The organism is Streptomyces alboflavus (genome assembly GCF_000716675.1).
Taxonomy (GTDB): Bacteria; Actinomycetota; Actinomycetes; order Streptomycetales; family Streptomycetaceae; genus Streptomyces; species Streptomyces alboflavus.
This window is the reverse complement of the sequence record NZ_JNXT01000013.1, coordinates 139,288-156,620: the sequence shown is the minus strand read 5'-3', so window position 1 is coordinate 156,620 and position 17,333 is coordinate 139,288. Positions and strand designations below refer to the sequence as shown.

The window sequence follows — 17,333 nt, the reverse complement described above, 5'->3', positions numbered from 1 at the left end:
CCACTGAGGGCGGTACGCGCGAAGGGCGCTCCCGGAGAACCGGAAACGCCCTTCGAAGCCAGCCTCAGGTGGTTGACCTGCTCGCTTGTGCGCCGCCAGGGACTCGAACCCCGGACCCGCTGATTAAGAGTCAGCTGCTCTAACCAACTGAGCTAGCGGCGCCTGCTGACTCGAAAATAATACCTGGTCCCGAGGGGTGCTCCGGACCACCTGGGGCGGGCCGGGGCGGGACCCGGACAGGACCTGTCCGGGACTGCCTAGATCGCCAGGGACAGCAGCACCGGGGCCGCCTTGCGGTTCAGGGTCTCCGCAGCCTCGCGCAGGCGGTGGGCGTGTTCGACCGGCAGGGAGAGCGCGAGGGAGCCGACCGTGGCGCCCGCGGTGATGGGGACGGCGGCGCAGACCGTGCCGACCGCGTACTCCTGGAGGTCGAGGACGGGGACCGTGGCGGCCTGGGCGTCGAGGTTGCTGAGCAGGACGCGCTCGCTGGTGATGGTGCGCGAGGTGAGGCGGGCCATCTTGTGCCGGGACAGGTGGTCCCGGCGGGCGTCGAGGTCGAGCTGGCCGAGCAGGCTCTTGCCGACGGCGCTGGCGTGCGCGGAGACCCGGAAGTCCACCCATTCGTTGACTTTCGGCGTGCCGGGGCCGTCGGCGAAGTCGGTGACCCGGATCTCGCCGTCCACGTAACGGCTGACGTAGACCGCGGCGCCGATGGAGTCGCGCAGGCCGCCGAGGGTGTGCCGGAGCTTGTCGCGCAGCGCGAGGGCGCGGTCGTGGGCGGAGCCGAGGCGGGTGAGCGAGACACCCGTGACGTACGCCCCGTCGGTGATCTGCTCGACGTACCCCTCGCGGCGCAGCATGCGCAGGAGGGCGGCGAGCCGGTCGGCGGGCATCGTGGTGCGCCGGGCCAGCTCTTCCTCGGTGACGCCGGTGCCCCGGCGCGCGACGATTTCGAGCACCCGCAGGGCGTTCTGCACCAACTGGTGGGCCGTCGTCGACTCGCGCTGCACCGCCACGGCTTCTCCCTGATCCCTGAGCCTGAGATGGAACGGTTCCGGACAGCTGGACACTGTCCACGATAACCGCCAAATACCCCCTGGGGAGGGGGTGTTGGCCACAAGAGTGGCGCGTTTCCGGCTCGCTGAGCAGGAACGCGCCACCCTGGCATATGCCAAGTGAATACACCGGGGCCATGGCCTCACGCGTTGCGCGCCGTGCTCACGGCACCGCGCGGCAGGGCGGCCGTGGTCAGAGCACCGCCGAGAGGAATCCCCGCGTCCGCTCGTGCTCGGGTTCGGTGAAGATCTTCTCCGGCGGCCCGGACTCGATCACCCGGCCCGCGTCGAACATAAGGACCTGGTCGGAGATGTCCCGGGCGAAGTTCATCTCGTGGGTCACGCACAGCATCGTGATGTCGGTGGTGTGCGCGATGTCCCGCAGGACGTCGAGGACGCCCGCGACCAGCTCCGGGTCGAGCGCGGACGTCACCTCGTCCAGGAGGAGCACCTGCGGCCGCATCGCGAGGGCGCGGGCGATCGCGACGCGCTGCTGCTGGCCGCCGGAGAGCTGCGTCGGGTACGAGTCGCAGCGGTCGCCGAGGCCGACCAGGTCGAGCAGGTCGCGGGCGCGCTGCTCCGCCTCGTCCTTGGACAGGCCGAGCACGGTGACGGGCGCCTCGGTGATGTTGCGCAGCACCTTCATGTTCGGGAAGAGGTTGAACTGCTGGAAGACCATGCCGATGTTCTTGCGGACCTCGCGCACGTGCTTCTCGCCCGCCGGGACGAGCTTGCCGTTCTTCTCCTCGTGCGTCAGATACTCCCCGCCGACCTTGATCGTGCCCTCGTCCGGCTTGAGCAGGGTCATCAGCAGGCGCAGGATCGTCGTCTTGCCGGACCCCGAGGGGCCGATCAGGGTGACGTGCTTGCCGGAGGCGACGGAGAAGTCCAGCTCGTCCAGGACCGTGTTCGCCCCGAAGCGCTTGACGACCTTGTCGAAGCGGATCAGCTCACTGCCGTCCACCGCCGGGTTCGGCTGGTCCTTGGTGAGATTCGTGTCAGCGGACAAGACGGCGCTCCAGGGCTCGCAGGAGGAGTGAGGACGGGTAGGCGATGAGGATGAAGGCGACACCGACGACGGTCAGCGCCTCGGTGTACTGGAAGGTCTGTGCGGCCTCAAGGCGCGAGCGCTGGAGCAGTTCCAGCACGCCGATGCTCGCGAGCAGCGGGGTGTCCTTGAGCATCGCGATGACGTAGTTGCCGAGCGCCGGGATCACGCGCCGGATCGCCTGCGGCAGGATCACCGCGGTCCAGGTGCGCGAGTACGACAGGCTGAGCGCCTTGGCCGCCTCCCACTGGCCGACGGGCACGGCCTCGATGCCCGCGCGGTAGACCTGCGCGGTGTACGTCGAGTAGTGCAGGCCGATCGCGAGGGTGCCGGTGGTCATCGCCGAGTACTGGATGTCCCACTCCGGCAGCACGAAGTACAGGAAGAACAGCTGCACGAGCAGCGGCGTGTTACGGATGAACTCGGTGAGGATCCCGACCGGCCAGCGGACGAACCGCGTCGGCGCCCGGAACGCGAGCGCCCAGACGAGGCCGAGGCCGAAGGAGATCAGCGAGCCGAGGGCGAGCACCTGGAGGGTGACGAGCAGCCCGTCCCAGAAGTGCGGCATGAAGTCGGAGACGGCGCCCCAGTCCCACTTGTCGGTTCCGTTGTTCACGCCCCACCACCCCCGCCCGCGATCATGTTGCCGGATTCCTCGGTCGTCCTGCGGAGATTGAGCCTGCGCAGGATGCCGACGCCCGGCTCGGGCCGCTGCCCGATCCCGGCCTTGGCCCGGCGCTCCAGGACCCGCATCCCGCGCGTCAGGAGGAAGGCGAGCACGAAGTAGATGACGAGGGTGATCGAGTAGATCTCCGCGCTCTCGGTGGTGGCGAGCCGCACCAGATAGGCGGCGAAGGACACGTCACCGATGCCGAGCAGCGACACCAGGGCGGTGCCCTTCAGGAGCTCGATCAGCAGGTTGGAGAACGGCGGGATCATCTCCGGCACGGCCTGCGGCAGCAGGATGAGCCGCATCCGCTGCCACGGCGTGAAGCTCAGCGCGACCCCCGCCTCGCGCTGCGCCGGCGCCACCGCGTTCAGGGCGCCGCGCACGACCTCGGCGCCGTAGGCCCCGTACGACAGACCGAGCGCGAGCACCGCCGCCCACATCGGGACGAGCGCCCAGCCCGCGAGCTGCGGCAGGACGAAGAAGATCCAGAACATCAGCACGAGCGCCGAGGTGCCGCGGAAGATCTCGGTGTAGAACCCGGCGAAGAAGCGCACCACGCGCAGATGGTGCGTGCGCGCGATGCCGACGGCGAAGGCCACGGCGGTCGCGAGCGCCGCGCTGTAGAGCGTGAGCTGGATGGTGATCCAGATGCCCGGGAGTACCCAGTGTTCCCACAGTCCCGCTGTCATTTGCACAGCTCCTCTGCGGTCAGGGTGGTCATCTCGTCCTTGGTGAAACCGAACCGCTTCAGGACCCGGAAGAGCTCGCCGCTCTTGCGCATCTTGTGGATCTCCACGTTGAAGGCGTCGCGCAGCTCGGTGTCGTTGGGACGGAAGGTGAAGCCGCCGCCGTCGACGTGCTTCTTGCCGTTGACGAGGGGCGCGAACGGCTCGGTGGCCTCGGCCTTGCGGCTCTTCTTCACGACGCCGCGCGCGGTCAGCGCGGTGCCGCCGAAGACGTCGATGCGTCCGGCCTCGACGGCGTTGAGCCCCGCCACCGGATCCTGGAGGATCACGATGTCGCTCTCCTTGTACCCGGCGGCGACGGCGTACGCGATCTCGGCGTAGCCCGTCCCGGTGCCGAACTTGGCCTTCTTCTTCACCACGTCGGCGTACGTGTGCAGCCCCTTCGGGTTGCCCTTGCGCACGATGAAGGCGTCCAGCATCTGGTACTCGGGATCGGAGAAGATCACCTGCTGGCAGCGCGCTTTGTTGATGTACATCCCTGCCGCGACGACGTCGAACTGCTGCGTCTTGAGTCCCGGGATCAGCGAGCTGAAGTCGGTGGCGACGGGCTGCACGCTGTCCACGCCGAGCCGCTTGAAGATGATCTTCGCGAGCTCCACCGCCTCACCGGTGAAGTCGCCCTTGTCGTCGATGTAGCCGTACGGGGCCTCGCCCGCGATGCCGAGCCGCACCGTGCCCTGCGACTTCAGGCGGGCCAGCGTGTCGCCCGTCGGCACCCGGCTGCACGCCGTCGCGCCGAGCGCGCCCGCGCCCAGGACGGCGGCGGAGGCGAGCACGGATCTCCGGCGCACGCCGAGCGCGCGCTCTGTCTTGTTTGGGTTCCTCGATGGTGGAGCCATGGCCGCGCGGCTACCCGAGCCGACACGAGGTATGCCGTTGAATTTCAGCCCCTGATGCGATCGTTGTCCACTTGACGCGGGCGCCGACCCGGGGTGGACCATGGGCCCCATGGCAGACCGATACATCGAAGTGTCCCTCGCCAAGCGGGGCGTTCAGGCCACGGCGAAGCTCCTCGACGACCGGGCCCCGGTCACCTGCGCGGCGGTCTGGGACGCGCTCCCGCTGGGCGGAGAAGTGTTCCATGCGAAGTATGCCCGGAACGAGATCTATGCCCTGTTCCCGGCCTTCGCCCCCGAGGAGCCGCCCCTGGAGAACCCCACCATCACGCCCATCCCCGGCGACCTGTGCTATTTCACCTTCACCGGCACAGAACTGGGCACCAAGTCCTACGGCTACGACCAGGACCACCGCGGCACCATCGTCGACCTGGCCCTCTTCTACGAACGCAACAACCTCCTGATCAACGGCGACGTGGGCTGGGTCCCCGGAATCGTGTGGGGCCAGATCGTGGAGGGCCTGGAGGAGATGGCGGAGGCGTGCAACGACTTGTGGAGGTCGGGGGCGCTGGGGGAGACACTGAACTTCCGGCGGGCATGAGAATGGTTTTTAGCCCGTCCGGCGTTTGAGGACGAGGCGCGAAGCGCCGATCAGCGGGGGCCCGGGGGCGGCAGCCCCCGGTTACGGGAAGGGGCGGGGCTGGGGGACGCCCAGCGCAGCGCCCACCCCGTACAACGCCTGAGCAGCCCGCAAGACCACCGCATCCGCATGCCGCGAGGCAACAATCTGCACCCCCACCGGCAACCCGTCCCCATCCACCCCACAGGGCACCGTCGCAGCAGGCTGCTGCGTCAGGTTGAACGGATAGGTGAACGGCGTCCACCCCGTCCACCGTCGAAGCCCCGACTTCCCCGGCACCTCGACCCCCGCCTCGAACGCGGTGACCGGCAACGCAGGCGTCACCAACAGGTCGTACGTCTCATGGAAGACCCCCATCCGCCGCCCCAGAGCCATCCGCACATCGACCGCGGCCAGATAGTCGAGCGCACTGAACCGCGCTCCCTGCGCACAGATCTCCCGAAGCCCCGGATCGATCAACTCCCGCCGCCCGGGCGGCAGCTGCTGCACGACCCGGGCCGCCCCGCTGAACCACAGCGTGTGGAAGGCCTCCACCGGATCGGTGAAATCGGGATCGGCCTCCTCGACGTACGCGCCGAGTGAGGCCAGCTTCCCCACCGCGTCCCGCACGGCCGCCGCGACGGCGGGCCGCACCGCGACCTGCCCGCCGAGCGAGGGCGAGTAGGCGACCCGCAGCCCCCGCACCCCACCGTCGAGCCCGTCCCGGAAGCTCCCCGGCGCCGGTCCGAGGTGCGACCAGTCCCGCGCGTCCGGCGCGGAGATCACGTCCAGCATCAGCGCCGCGTCCGCCGCGTCCCGCGTCATCGGCCCGACGTGCGCGAGCGTGCCGAACGCCGACGCCGGATACAGCGGCACCCTGCCGTACGTCGGCTTGAACCCGAAGATCCCGCAGAACGCCGCCGGGATCCGCACCGAACCGCCGCCGTCCGTGCCCAGCGACAGCGGCCCCGCGCCGAGCGCCACGGCCGCAGCGCTGCCGCCGCTGGAGCCGCCCGCGGTGCGCGAGGGGTCGTACGGATTGCGGGTGACGCCGTGCCGGGGGCTGTCCGTCACGCCCTTCCAGCCGAACTCCGGCGTCGTCGTCTTGCCGACGAACACCGCGCCGTGCTCGCGCAGCCGCGCCACCGAGGGTGCGTCCTCGTCCCAACGCCCTTTCTCCGAAACGGACTTGGAGCCACGGAAGGTCGGCGCGCCGCGCTGCAGCAGGATGTCCTTCACCGTCACCGGCACCCCGTCGACGAGCCCGGCGGGCTCCCCGCGCCGCCACCGCCCCGCGCTCTCCTCGGCCGCCGCGAGCGCCCCCTCGGGGTCCAGACGTACGAACGCGTTGACGACCGGCTGGATCTCCTCGGCCCTGCGCAGCACCGCACGGGTGACATCCACGGGGCTGAATTCGCCCTTGCGGTAGCCATCGACGAGTTGTACGGCGGTGAGGTCCGTGAGCTCGGTCATGCGTGCTCCTCAACGAGACGGGGGCGAGACGGGGGCGAGACGGGGGCGAGGCAGGGCGGGGCGGGCGTGCGCCGACGAACACCCGGCGCCGGTCGGCCGGTGCCCGTCGCGGGCGCCGAACGATCAGTGCCCAGGGACATACCCACGTTTCTTGTCGACCACGTTCGTCAGCGGCCGACCCGCCTCCCACTGGCCGAACAACGTCACGAACTGCGCGCCGAGTTCGTCCCGCCAGCCGACCGTGTCACCGCTCATGTGCGGCGAGACGATCAGGCCCGGAGCGCTCCACAGCGGGCTGTCCGCGGGCAGCGGCTCCCGCTCGAAGACGTCGAGCGCGGCGCCCGCGATCCACCGCTTCGACAGGGCGGCCGCGAGGTCGTCCTCGACGACGAGCTGACCCCGGCCCACGTTGATGAAGTGCGCCGACGGCTGCATGACACCGAAGCGGCGCACGTCGAACATGCCGCGCGTGTCGTCCGTCAGGGGCGCCGCGCACACCACCCAGTCGGCGCGCGCGAGCAGCCGGTTGAGGTCGTCCGGGCCGTGCACCCCGGCGCGCGGGGCCCGCCCGACCAGGGCCGACGCGATACCGAGCGCCTTCAGGGTGCGGGCGACGGCGCGGCCGATCGGCCCCGAACCCACCACGCACGCGCGCGTGCCCGCGATCCGCCGGCTCTCGCGGTGCAGCCAGGTCCGCTCCCGCTGGAGGTCGAGGGTGCGCGGCAGGTCCTTGGCCATGGCGAGCACGAGCGCGGCCACGTACTCGGCGATCGGCTCGTCGAAGACGCCCCGCGCGTTGGTCACCACCGCGTCGGACGCGGCCAGTTCGGGGCACATCAGATGGTCGACGCCCGCGCTCGCCGTGTGCACCCACGCGGGCCGCGGCCCCTCGCCGGGCCAGGCGCGCCGCACCGCGTGCGAGAGGAAGTCCCACACCAGGAGCACATCGGCGTCCGGGAGCCGGTCCGCGAGGGTGTCCTCGTCGGCGTGCAGCACCCGGGCGCGCCCGGTGAGGGAGCCGAGGCGGGGCGGGGGTGCGGGAGAGGGGGCGTCCAGTACGAGCACGGTGGGGACGGAAGGGGGCGCGAGGGGCTCACCACGCCCCGCGCCCCGCGCCGCGGCACTCCGGGGCACGCCCTCACCGGGCGCCGTGCTTCCGGAAGCCCCGCCGTCGGAGCCCCCGCTTCCGACACGCGCGGCGCTCCCGGAGCCACCGCTTTCGGACATGGCAGAGAAACCGTTTCGCAACGAGAGCCCGCTTCCCTGGGAGAGCGTCAGGACGACACCGCAGCGTCCCGGCGGCCGACGTTCTCAGCCGTCTGAGATGTGCGGATTGACCACGCTGGCACCCCAACCTACCTTCGTCAACAGAAGCAGTTCAGCTCAGGCACCACAGGGACGAGCACGCTGCGTGCCTCCTCCCTCGCGCACGGTGTGCTCGCCGCACACGCATCCCCGTCCCGACGTCCCGGCGCGTCGCGCGCCGCCAAGCTCCACTGTCCGGCCCCCGGCCGGCCCTGTCCCTGCACGCACGAACTTAGGGCCTGCTCATGGACGTCACTTCGTTCTCCACCCTCGGCGGACCACACCCTCAGCGCGGTGTCGGTGTCGTCGCACCCTTCGACTTCGCCCTCGACCGGGAGCTGTGGCGCTGGGTCCCGGACGAGGTCTCCCTGCATCTGACGCGTACGCCGTACGTGCCCGTCGAAGTCAGCCTCGACCTGGCCCGCCTGGTCAGCGAGCACGAGACCCTGGCCGAGGCGGTGCGCGCGCTCACCGCCGCCGAACCGGAAGTCCTCGCCTACGCCTGCACGTCGGGCAGTTTCGTCGGCGGCATCGCGGGCGAGCGGGCGATGTGCGAGGCCATGTCGCGCGAGGGCTCGGTCGCCTCCGTGACGACGTCCGGCGCCCTGCTCGAAGCGCTCGACGAGCTGGACGCGCGGCGGATCGCCCTGGTCACGCCCTACACCTGGTCGGTGACCCAGTCCCTGGAGGAGTATCTGGCCGAGGCGGGCGTCTCGGTGGTGGGCCGCGCCTATCTCGGCCTCACCCGGCACATCTGGAAGGTGCCCTACCGCGACGTGGCCGACATGGCGCGGCAGGCGGCGTCCGGACCCGTCGACGCGCTGTTCATCAGCTGCACGAACCTGCCCACGTACGACGTCATCCCGCAGCTGGAGGCGGAGCTGCGGATGCCGGTGATCTCGGCGAACCAGGTCACGATGTGGTCGTCCCTGCGCAGGCTGGGTACGCGAGCCGTGGGGCCCTACCAAGCGCTGATCGACGCGGGCGCGCGGCCGGGCACCGCGGACTTCGGCGCCCTGGGCGCCCTGGGGGCCCTCGGCGAGCTGGCCGAGCCACCGGTGTCACCCGCGGTGCCGCCGGGCGCGGCGCCCTCGGACAGCCTGCCCGACCCGCCCGGGGGTCCTTCGGGCCCCACGGAACCCACCGGGCCCGCAGGACCGACCGCCGAAGGAGGCTGGACTTGACCGCACTCGGATTCCTCTATCCCGGACACTCGGCCGAGGACGACTACCCCCGCATGGAACAACTCCTCGACTCGGACATCCGGCTGCACGTCGTGCACACGGACATCGGCGAGGACGCCCACCGCGTGGACGCGCTCCTGGAGATGGGCTCGGCGGCGCGGCTCACCGCCGGCGTCGAGGAGCTGCGGCTGACCGGCGCGGAGGCGGTGGTGTGGGCCTGCACCAGCGGAAGCTTCGTCTTCGGCTGGGACGGGGCGCACGACCAGGTCCGCGCGCTCGCCCGGTCCGCCGGTCTACCCGCGTCCTCCACGTCCTTCGCCTTCGCCCACGCGGTACGCGAACTCGGCGTCGAGCGCGTCGCCGTCGCCGCGACCTATCCCGAGGACGTGGCCCTCCACTTCTCCGCCTTCCTCAAGGCGGCGGGGGCCGAGGTCGTCGCCATGCGGGGCAGTGGCATCATCACCGCCGCGGAGGTCGGCACCTGGGGGTGGGACGAGGTCCTCGCCCTCGCCCGCGCGGGCGATCACCCCGACGCGGACGCCGTCCTCCTCCCCGACACCGCGCTCCACACGGCCGCCCACATCCAGCCCCTCGAAGCGGACCTCGGCAAGCCGGTCCTCACCGCCAACCAGGTCACCGTCTGGGAAGCCCTCCGCCTGGCCTCCCGCCGGGTGAACGCCCCCGCCCTCGGCACCCTCTTCACGAAGGAACCCGTGGTCCAGATCCGCGACCGGTAGCCCTGCCTGGGGCTCCGCCCCAGACCCCGCTCCTCAAACGCCGGAGGGGCTCTCTCCCACCCACCCGCCCCAACTCTCCACGGACTGACCAACAGCCCGGCACCCTCAGGCCCCCACGCCGGCGACGTTTTCAGCCCGTCCGGCGATTGAGGACGAGGCGCGGAGCGCCGATTCGGGGGAGGACCGTCCCACCCGACGGGGACACCCCCCGGGGTCCAGGGGCGCAGCCCCGGTTTCGGTGAAGGGGCGGGACTGGGGCGTCCCACGCGGGAATAAGCGGAGCCACCCTCCTGTTCGACCCTGCGTACAGCAGCGACGCAGGCGAAGACGGCGAGAACAAGGAGGCCCCGGTGACGGTGGAGCAGAGCGGCGGCGGCGACGGCGACGGAATCCGGGCCCCGAGGCACGGCGAAGCGCCGACGCCCCTGTCCGTACTCGACCTGGTGACCGTGGGCGCGGGCCGCACCGCGACCGACGCCCTGCGCACCAGCGTCGCCCTGGCCAAGCTGGCCGAGTCCCGCGGCTACCACCGCCACTGGGTGGCCGAGCACCACTCGATGCCGGGCGTGGCCTCCTCGTCCCCGGCGGTGATCCTCGCCCACCTGGCAGCCCACACGACCCGCATCCGCCTCGGCTCGGGCGGCGTCATGCTGCCCAACCACGCCCCCCTGGTCATCGCGGAGCAGTTCGGCACCCTGGAGGCCCTGGCCCCGGGCCGCGTCGACCTCGGCCTCGGCCGCGCCCCGGGCACGGACGGCGCCACGGCGGCGGCCCTGCGCCGCACAGAGCGGCTGAACGAGGGCGCCGACGACTTCCCCCAGCAGCTCGCGGAGCTGACCCGCTTCCTGGACGACGACTTCCCCGACGGCCACCCCTACGCCCGCATCCACGCGGTCCCGGGCCCCGTCCAGGCCACGTCCCCCGGCGGCGTGCAGTCCCCGCACCGCCCGCCGATCTGGCTGCTCGGCTCGTCCGGCTTCAGCGCCCGCCTCGCGGGCACGCTCGGCCTGCCCTTCGCCTTCGCGCACCACTTCTCCGCGCGGAACACGATCCCGGCCCTCGACCTGTACCGCGAGTCGTTCCGCCCGTCCGCCGTCCTCGACGCCCCGTACGCCCTGATCGGTGTCTCGGCGCTCGCGACGGACGACGAGAAGGAGGCCCGCCGCCAGGTGATGGCCGCCGCCCTGAACATGGTCCGCCTGCGCACCGGCCGCCCCGGCCTCGTGCCGACGCCGGAGGAGGCGGAGGCGCACCGATTCACGGAAATGGAGCGGGACTTCATCGAGAGCTGGAACTCCAACGTCGTCCACGGCACCGCCGACCAGGTCCGCACCGGCCTCGACGACCTCGCCAAGCGCACCGGCGCCGACGAGCTGATGCTCACGGCCAACGCGCACAGCGGCGACGTACGCCTGCGCAGCTACGAACTCATCGCGGACGCCTACGGACTGCCGAACCCCGCCTGACCGCGGCCGGCACACCACGAAGGAGGGTGCCGCCCCCGACGGGGCGGGGCGGCACCCGAACTCCCGCCACCCGCACTCCCATCACCTGAGCGCCCGCCACCCGAACTCCCGCCATCCATAAGCCTCTTGGCGTGTGCGCCTCGCGACCACCCCCAGGCCCGCACGCCCCACCCGCTTCCCTAACCTGTCGCCATGGACATGGACACCCGCCTGCTGCGCTGCTTCACCGCCGTCGCCCAGGAGGGCGACCTCGCGCGTGCCGCCGACCGCCTCTTCCTGTCGGTGCCCGTGCTGACCCGGCAGCTCAGGCGCCTGGAGACGCAGTTGGGGGCGGAGTTGTTCACGCGGTCGCGCGCCGGGATGGCGCTGACGGACGCGGGCGCGGTGCTCGCCGCCACCGCGCCCGCGGTGCTCGACGCCTGGGCAGCGGCCCTGTGCTCCACGCGGGGTGCGGCGGCGCGCGCGGACCGGGTGCTGCGGGTGGGCTTCGTGACCGACGGGGCGGAGGGGCTCGGGCGCCGGAGCGTCGCCGAGTTCGCGCGCCGCAGGCCCGGCTGGCGGGTGCGCCTGACGCAGGCCGCGCCGGACGACCCGACGGGGGGCCTGGCCGCGGGCACCGTCGACGCGGCGCTGCTGCGGCTGCCGTTCCCCGGCCAGGAGGCCCTGGACGTCGAGGTGTTGCTGACCGAGCCGCGCCGCGTCGCGCTGCCCGCAGGGCACCGGCTTGCCGCGTACGAGGAGGTCGACTTCGCCGAACTCCTCGACGAGCCCTTCGTCGCGGCCCCGCCGGAGTCCGGCTGGTGGCGCGACTACTGGCTGGCGGCGGACGAACGCGACGGCCGCCCGGCGAAGGTGGGCGCCGTCGCCCGTACCGTCGAGGAGTGGCTGACCGCCATAGCCGACGGCGAGGGCGTCTCCCTCGCCTCGGCGGCCACGGCCCGCGCCTGCCGCCGCCCCGGCGTGGTCTACCGGCCGGTGCGGGGCGTCAGCCCGGCCCGGGTCGGCGTGGCCCACGCCCCCGGCGCCCAAGTCCCGCAGGAGGTAATGGACTTCGTACAGGCGTGCCTCACCGCGCGCGACGAGCCCGAAGCGGGGAAGTGACCGCGGGGCTCATGTGTCCCGCGACCCGAGAAGTACGGAGATACGATCCGCCCCCACCGGCCGTGAGTACAGCCACCCCTGCCCGGTGTCGCACCCGATCCTGCGCAGCCGCTCCGCCTGGCCGGACGTCTCCACGCACTCCGCGGTGACGGTGAGCCCGAGGCGGTGGGCGAGTTGGACCAGGGCCTCGACGATCACCTCGTCGGCGGGGTTGATGTGCGCGGACGCCGCGTCGTACTCGCCCTCGTCGTACTGGAATCCGCGCACGAAGGAGCCGTCCAGCTTCAGGACCGACACCGGGAGGCGGCTGAGGTAGGCGAGGTTGGAGTAGCCGGTGCCGAAGTCGTCGATGGCGATGCGGACGCCCATGTCGCTGAGTGCCTGCAGGGCTTGCAGCGGCCGTCCGGCGGAGCCCATGACGGCGGACTCGGTCAGCTCCAGTTGCAGCAGCCCCGGCGCGAGACCGGTCTCCGCCAGGATCTCGGCCACGTCCGCCACCAGGTCGGAGTCCCACACCTGGCGCACGGCGACGTTGACGCTCACGAACAGCGGCTCCCGGCCGGGGTGTTCGAGCTGCCAGCGCCGGGCCTGGAGGCAGGCGGTCCGCAGCACCCAGCGGCCGAGCGGCACGATCGAGCCGTCTTCTTCAGCAAGTCCGATGAACCGATTCGGCGTGAGCAACCCGAACTGCGGATGATTCCACCGAACGAGTGCCTCGACGCCGCGCACGTCGCCGCCCTCCAGGCCCACCAACGGCTGGTAGTCCAGGACGAATTCGCCGCGCTCGACGGCGGGGCGCAGCGAACTGGCGAGCGCCTGGCGGGTCATGCGGTGGGCGTTGCGCTCGGGGTCGAACAGGGTCCAGCGGGCCTTGCCGTCGGCCTTCGCCCAGTACAGCGTGGTGTCGGCGGCCTGCATCAGACCGGTGGTCGTGGTGCCCGCGGCGCGCCGCTCGACGACGCCGATGGAGGCCGAAACGGAGAGCCGCTGCCCGGACAGGTCGAAGGGTTCCTGGAGTGTCCGCAAGGCCGTCTCGGCGAGTTCGGTGAGCTGGTCGGTGCCGGTGGAGTCCTCCACGAGCAGCGCGAACTCGTCGCCGCCGAGCCGCGCGACGAGCGGCGCCGACGCCCTGCCGTATCCGGCGCGGTCGGCGAGGGCGGTCAGCCGCTCGGCGACCGCGGCGAGCAGCCGGTCGCCGACGCGGTGGCCGAGCGTGTCGTTGACCGCCTTGAACCCGTCCAGGTCCAGATAGCAGAGCCCGATCCGGCCGGTGCTCGTGTCGTCGTACGCCCCCGCCTCCAGGGCCGTGGCCAGGCGCTCGAAGAACAGCGCCCGGTTGGGCAGCCGGGTCACCGGGTCGTGCATCTGCAGATGCCGCAGCCGGGCCTGCAGGTCACGGCGCGCGCTGATGTCGGCGGCGGCGAGCAGGACGGTGCCCGCGCCGCGCCGTTCGGCCCCGCCGGGCAGCGGCGACGCGGTGATCTGGGTCCACAGCGAGTGCCCCTCGGGGTGTTTGAGGCGGCGGGTGCAGCGGAGCTTGGCCTGCCGGCCGCGCAGCACCTCGCGGTACGCGTGCCAGGTGCGGGCGTCGGACGCGAGGTCCACCAGGTCGGCGGCGACCCGCCCGGTGAGGTCGGCGGCATCGGCGCCGAGCAGTTCGGCCAGCGCTTCGTTGGCGCTGACGACCAGGCCCTCGCGGTCCACGACGGCGAGGGCCAGGGGGGCCGCTGCGAAGGCGGCGCGGTAGTCGGCGGCGTACTGGGCGAGGGGCCCGGTCGGGCCCGATTGGTTACGCTCCGTGACGGCAGGCCGGGCACGGCCGGGGTCTGCGACCGCTGTGGCGGTCGGCCCTTGTGAGGTTCCGTTCACCGCTTGCTCCCGCAGTGCAATTGATGTCGAGCAGGTCGATGGGCCCCGAATCCTGGCGGGTCTGGGGAGGCGGTCGGCCGTTTGGGGGGCGGCCGACGGGGCCGGGAAAGTGTGCCGATCATAGAGGCAGGCCGACGGCCCGTTCCAGCCGTACCACGCCCCGTGCGGGCCCCCAAGGCGACCGACAGATCGTTTCTGCTCGGCCCTGTACAGGCTTCTTTGCCGCTCGACCGCTTGTGACAGCCGGTGAGCGGTCGGAGTGTCGCATCCTGGCCGATCCTCACTCGACCGGGTCAGACAAACAGGGCGAAGTGCGACAAAGCATCACAAGGTGGGTGAGGTGTCTCGCATTCCGCACCCGGAGGTCGATGTGGAGCGTCAGCTCCCCCCTTGGATGCTCACCCGTGAAGGGGAGAGGCCGCGGCTGCGCACCGCGGGCATTCTCCTCACCTGCCTGACCGCTCTCGCCGCCACGTCGCTGGTCGCGGGCCCGGCGATCGCCCACGGCGACGCGGGTCCGTGCGCCCTGCGGCGCACGCCCGCGCACCACTCGGAAGGCCTCGACACCTGGAACGGCGCCTATCCGCGCCCCTCCCGCGCCCTCGACGCCGTCATGGTCTTCCTTTCTTTCCCGGACTCCCCGCCGCTGACGACACCGCGGGAGCTGGCCGCCGACTACTTCCCGGCCACGAGCGACTTCTTCGACCAAGCCTCCTACGGGAGGTTCCGGCTGCGCGCGCACCCGCAACACGAATGGGTGGAAATGCCGGAAGATTCCACGATGTACGCCATAGAGCGGGACTGGGACCCGCAGCACCGCGCGTCCTACCTCCGGGACGCGGTGGCCGCGGCCGATCCGCGCGTGGACTTCTCCGCGTACGACATCGTCTACTTCGTCGCCGATCCGGACGCGCCCGGCGTGAACTCGGACGCCACGAAGGTCGTGAACTTCGACCGTCCGATGCGGGCCGACGGCACCAGCATCCGCCGCATCGTCACCGTCTTCGAGCGCCATCCGCCGGACCGCAACGTCCTCGCCCACGAGACCGGCCACGTCTTCGACCTGCCCGATCTCTATCACCGGCCCACCGACGGCGACGGCGACTGGGACACCCACGTCGGCGACTGGGACGTCATGGGCAGCCAGTTCGGCCTCGCTCCTGAGCTGTTCGGCTGGCACAAGTGGAAGCTCGGCTGGCTGGGGCCCCGCCAGGTCGTCTGCGTGGACGGCGGTCCGCGGCGCCTTACCCTCGACCCGCTCGCGGCCCAGCCCGTTCGGGGCGGCGTGGGCGCCACCAAGCTCGCCGTGATCCGCACGGGCCGGGGCAGCGCCGTCGCCGTCGAGGCGCGGGGTGCCGTGGGCAACGACCGGGGTACGTGCAGCGAGGGCGTCCTCGCCTATCACGTCCGCAACGAGACGGCGTCCGGCCGGGGCCCCGTCGAGGTCATCGACGCCCACCCCGGCTCGGAGGCGTGCGACACCGAATCGGTCTACCCGCCGCTGGCCGACGCGCCTGTGCGGGTGGGGGAGGCCTTCACGGTTCCCGGGGAGCGGATCCGCATCGAGGTCGAGGACAGGACTCCGTCCGGCGCCTGGACCGTCAAGATCAGCCCCACGTAGACCTTCTCGGGGGAGGGGGCCGGGGCTTGGGGGGGGGAGGTGCTTGGGGTGCCCGGGCTGTTCTTTGGGGCAGATGTCCCGGCACCCCCGGCCGACCCAAAGGGGGGTGTGGGTGGCGAAGCCCCCACAACGCGCGGCGAAGCCGCGCAAAAACGACGACACCGGCGTATGTCCACGCTTTTTGTGGACATACGCCGGTGCCGGTGTCGTGCGCCGCCAGGGACTCGAACCCCGGACCCGCTGATTAAGAGTCAGCTGCTCTAACCAACTGAGCTAGCGGCGCCTGCTGACGTCGTAGACCTTAGCATCCTGATCGCCGCGAGGAAAAATCGATATACGCACCGCGGATCCGGCTGCGGCGCGGGCGGCGCGGACGCATGCCCAGAGCACTACGTCGGGGCCGGGGAGCCAGGGCCTGCGGGTGCCGGGGGCCACCAGCCAGCGGGATCCGAGTCTGTCGTCGGGTGCGGGTGCGGGTGCGGGTGCGGGTGCGGGTGTGGGTGTGGGTGTGGCGTCTGTGTTGTGGCTTGCCGTGAGCGGGGGCACGGTCACCGCGTCGCCTGCGCCGTGGCAGAGCAAGGAAGGGACCGCGGGGCCCCATTCCTCCCACTCCAGGAGCGACGGGAGGCGGCGGGCCGTGCCCGGCGCCGTGAACAGCAGCATTCGGCCGCGGTACGTCGCCACCGGGCCCGAGCCCGGGCCCTCGTGCCATAACCGGTCGACCATCCGCCGTCCGAAGACCGCGGGCACGCTGACCACGTCGAAGACCGTTCCGCAGGACAGCACGGCCGGGGTGCTGGGGCGGGCGCGCCAGTCGGCCAGGGCTCGGTGCGGATACGTTTCGGCGGAGGTGAGCCAGGCTGCGCCCGCGGGGGTGACGTCGCAGGCGTTGGTGGGGGGTCCGGACGCCTTGTGGGGGTGGGGGGCGAGGCTGAGGGGGGAGTTGCTCATGTCGATACATCTACCGGGCGTGAGCGTGCACTCTCGCAGAGTTGCCGGAATCCGGGACAGTGGCCGGGGGTGTGGGGTACCTTGCCCCACCGGCATATGCCAGCGGATCTTGTGGCTCAGTGAGGCCCGGGTTCCGCCGGGGAATCCGTCGCGTCCGTCGTGCCGGTCAGCCCGGTCCTCCCGGTCGTGCCAGTCGTGCCGGTCGTGCCGGTTGGGCTCGAGCCCGACGCCTCGGGGTCGCCGCGCAGGAGTTCGCGGCCGAACTCGATCATCTTCTGCGCGTAGTCCTCGGTCCACTCGGCGCGTTCCGCGATGTCGGCCGGGGTGAGGCGGTCGAAGCGGCGCGGGTCGGCGAGCTGGGCGGCGGCGAGGGCCTGGAACTCGACGGAGCGGTCGGTCGCGGCGCGGAAGGCCAGGGTCAACTCGGTGGACCGGGAGAGGAGTTCGCGGGGGTCGTCGATGGACTCCAGGTCGAAGAAGTGCTCGGGGTCGGCGGTGGCTTCCGCGGGCTCGAAGAGGAGCGGTGCGGGGCGCATGCGCTGGCTGGACCGGGGCCGCGAGGGCTCCGCCATGTCGTTTTCCTCTCGCGTGTGCGTCGTCGCCCACGTTCCCTGTACGCCCCTCGTGGTGAGCCGAGCTGCGCGCGGACATA

At 71.8% G+C, this 17,333-nt stretch carries 15 protein-coding genes, 2 tRNA genes and 1 pseudogene; 6 read left to right on the top strand and 12 right to left on the bottom strand.

The genetic code is table 11. The features are described 5' to 3' along the window. Positions 1 to 88: 88 nt before the first annotated feature. The 6 genes from OO63_RS12500 to ehuB form a co-directional block, all read right to left on the bottom strand. Positions 89 to 162, bottom strand: a tRNA-Lys gene (locus tag OO63_RS12500). A gap of 95 nt (positions 163 to 257) precedes the next feature. Then, positions 258 to 1,016 (bottom strand): IclR family transcriptional regulator, encoded by a 759-nt coding sequence (locus OO63_RS12495; RefSeq protein ID WP_030360038.1) that lies wholly within the window; start codon positions 1,014 to 1,016, stop codon positions 258 to 260. A 232-nt stretch (positions 1,017 to 1,248) separates the two neighbouring features. After that, positions 1,249 to 2,064 carry an ectoine/hydroxyectoine ABC transporter ATP-binding protein EhuA gene (gene ehuA / locus OO63_RS12490; RefSeq protein WP_030360037.1) on the bottom strand — a complete coding sequence of 272 codons (816 nt, stop codon included), beginning with the start codon at positions 2,062 to 2,064 and terminating at the stop codon, positions 1,249 to 1,251. Then, the gene (gene ehuD / locus OO63_RS12485) at positions 2,054 to 2,671 is read right to left on the bottom strand and encodes an ectoine/hydroxyectoine ABC transporter permease subunit EhuD (RefSeq protein ID WP_030360036.1); all 618 of its coding nucleotides are present in this window, start codon (positions 2,669 to 2,671) and stop codon (positions 2,054 to 2,056) included. Before ehuD ends, ehuA begins: the two co-directional genes overlap by 11 nt. A gap of 44 nt (positions 2,672 to 2,715) precedes the next feature. After that, positions 2,716 to 3,462: an ectoine/hydroxyectoine ABC transporter permease subunit EhuC gene (gene ehuC, locus OO63_RS12480; protein WP_030360035.1), complete on the bottom strand. Its 747-nt coding sequence runs from the start codon at positions 3,460 to 3,462 to the stop codon at positions 2,716 to 2,718. Continuing rightward, positions 3,459 to 4,358, bottom strand: coding sequence for an ectoine/hydroxyectoine ABC transporter substrate-binding protein EhuB (gene ehuB / locus OO63_RS12475; protein ID WP_031192602.1), 900 nt, complete (start codon positions 4,356 to 4,358; stop codon positions 3,459 to 3,461). The genes ehuC and ehuB overlap by 4 nt, the downstream gene beginning before the upstream one ends. A gap of 109 nt (positions 4,359 to 4,467) precedes the next feature. Here ehuB and OO63_RS12470 point away from each other — a divergent pair, with 109 nt between their 5' ends. Then, on the top strand, positions 4,468 to 4,956 hold the full coding sequence (locus OO63_RS12470) for a DUF3830 family protein (protein WP_030360033.1): 489 nt from the start codon (positions 4,468 to 4,470) through the stop codon (positions 4,954 to 4,956). A gap of 81 nt (positions 4,957 to 5,037) precedes the next feature. Here the strand turns inward: OO63_RS12470 and OO63_RS12465 are convergent, their stop codons facing one another. After that, positions 5,038 to 6,447 (bottom strand): amidase, encoded by a 1,410-nt coding sequence (locus OO63_RS12465; RefSeq protein WP_030360032.1) that lies wholly within the window; start codon positions 6,445 to 6,447, stop codon positions 5,038 to 5,040. A gap of 123 nt (positions 6,448 to 6,570) precedes the next feature. Then, on the bottom strand, positions 6,571 to 7,512 hold the full coding sequence (locus OO63_RS12460; protein WP_030360031.1) for a D-2-hydroxyacid dehydrogenase: 942 nt from the start codon (positions 7,510 to 7,512) through the stop codon (positions 6,571 to 6,573). A gap of 485 nt (positions 7,513 to 7,997) precedes the next feature. Here OO63_RS12460 and OO63_RS12455 point away from each other — a divergent pair, with 485 nt between their 5' ends. From OO63_RS12455 to OO63_RS12440, 4 genes are all read left to right on the top strand, one after another. Beyond that, a complete protein-coding gene (locus OO63_RS12455; protein WP_030360030.1) occupies positions 7,998 to 8,936 on the top strand; it encodes a maleate cis-trans isomerase family protein in 939 nt (312 codons plus the stop codon). Next, on the top strand, positions 8,933 to 9,673 hold the full coding sequence (locus OO63_RS12450) for a maleate cis-trans isomerase family protein (RefSeq protein ID WP_030360029.1): 741 nt from the start codon (positions 8,933 to 8,935) through the stop codon (positions 9,671 to 9,673). The genes OO63_RS12455 and OO63_RS12450 overlap by 4 nt, the downstream gene beginning before the upstream one ends. A gap of 350 nt (positions 9,674 to 10,023) precedes the next feature. After that, complete coding sequence (locus OO63_RS12445) at positions 10,024 to 11,139, top strand: LLM class flavin-dependent oxidoreductase (RefSeq protein WP_397622111.1); 1,116 nt, start codon at positions 10,024 to 10,026, stop codon at positions 11,137 to 11,139. Positions 11,140 to 11,331: 192 nt separating this feature from the next. After that, positions 11,332 to 12,240 (top strand): LysR family transcriptional regulator, encoded by a 909-nt coding sequence (locus OO63_RS12440; RefSeq protein WP_030360027.1) that lies wholly within the window; start codon positions 11,332 to 11,334, stop codon positions 12,238 to 12,240. 9 nt (positions 12,241 to 12,249) lie between these two features. On the opposite strand, the gene OO63_RS12435 is transcribed toward OO63_RS12440, so the two are convergent. Continuing rightward, the gene (locus OO63_RS12435) at positions 12,250 to 14,109 is read right to left on the bottom strand and encodes a putative bifunctional diguanylate cyclase/phosphodiesterase (protein WP_030360026.1); all 1,860 of its coding nucleotides are present in this window, start codon (positions 14,107 to 14,109) and stop codon (positions 12,250 to 12,252) included. 394 nt (positions 14,110 to 14,503) lie between these two features. Between OO63_RS12435 and OO63_RS12430 the strand changes: the two genes are divergently transcribed. After that, on the top strand, positions 14,504 to 15,730 hold the full coding sequence (locus OO63_RS12430; RefSeq protein WP_030360025.1) for a M6 family metalloprotease domain-containing protein: 1,227 nt from the start codon (positions 14,504 to 14,506) through the stop codon (positions 15,728 to 15,730). A 209-nt stretch (positions 15,731 to 15,939) separates the two neighbouring features. Here the strand turns inward: OO63_RS12430 and OO63_RS12425 are convergent. From OO63_RS12425 to OO63_RS12420, 3 genes and pseudogenes are all read right to left on the bottom strand, one after another. Beyond that, positions 15,940 to 16,013, bottom strand: a tRNA-Lys gene (locus OO63_RS12425). Next, on the bottom strand, positions 16,004 to 16,681 hold the full coding sequence (locus OO63_RS46730; protein WP_078619091.1) for a bifunctional DNA primase/polymerase: 678 nt from the start codon (positions 16,679 to 16,681) through the stop codon (positions 16,004 to 16,006). Before OO63_RS46730 ends, OO63_RS12425 begins: the two co-directional genes overlap by 10 nt. 230 nt (positions 16,682 to 16,911) lie before the next feature. Continuing rightward, a pseudogene (locus tag OO63_RS12420) lies at positions 16,912 to 17,253 on the bottom strand (hypothetical protein); the annotation flags it as partial. Positions 17,254 to 17,333: the final 80 nt, after the last annotated feature.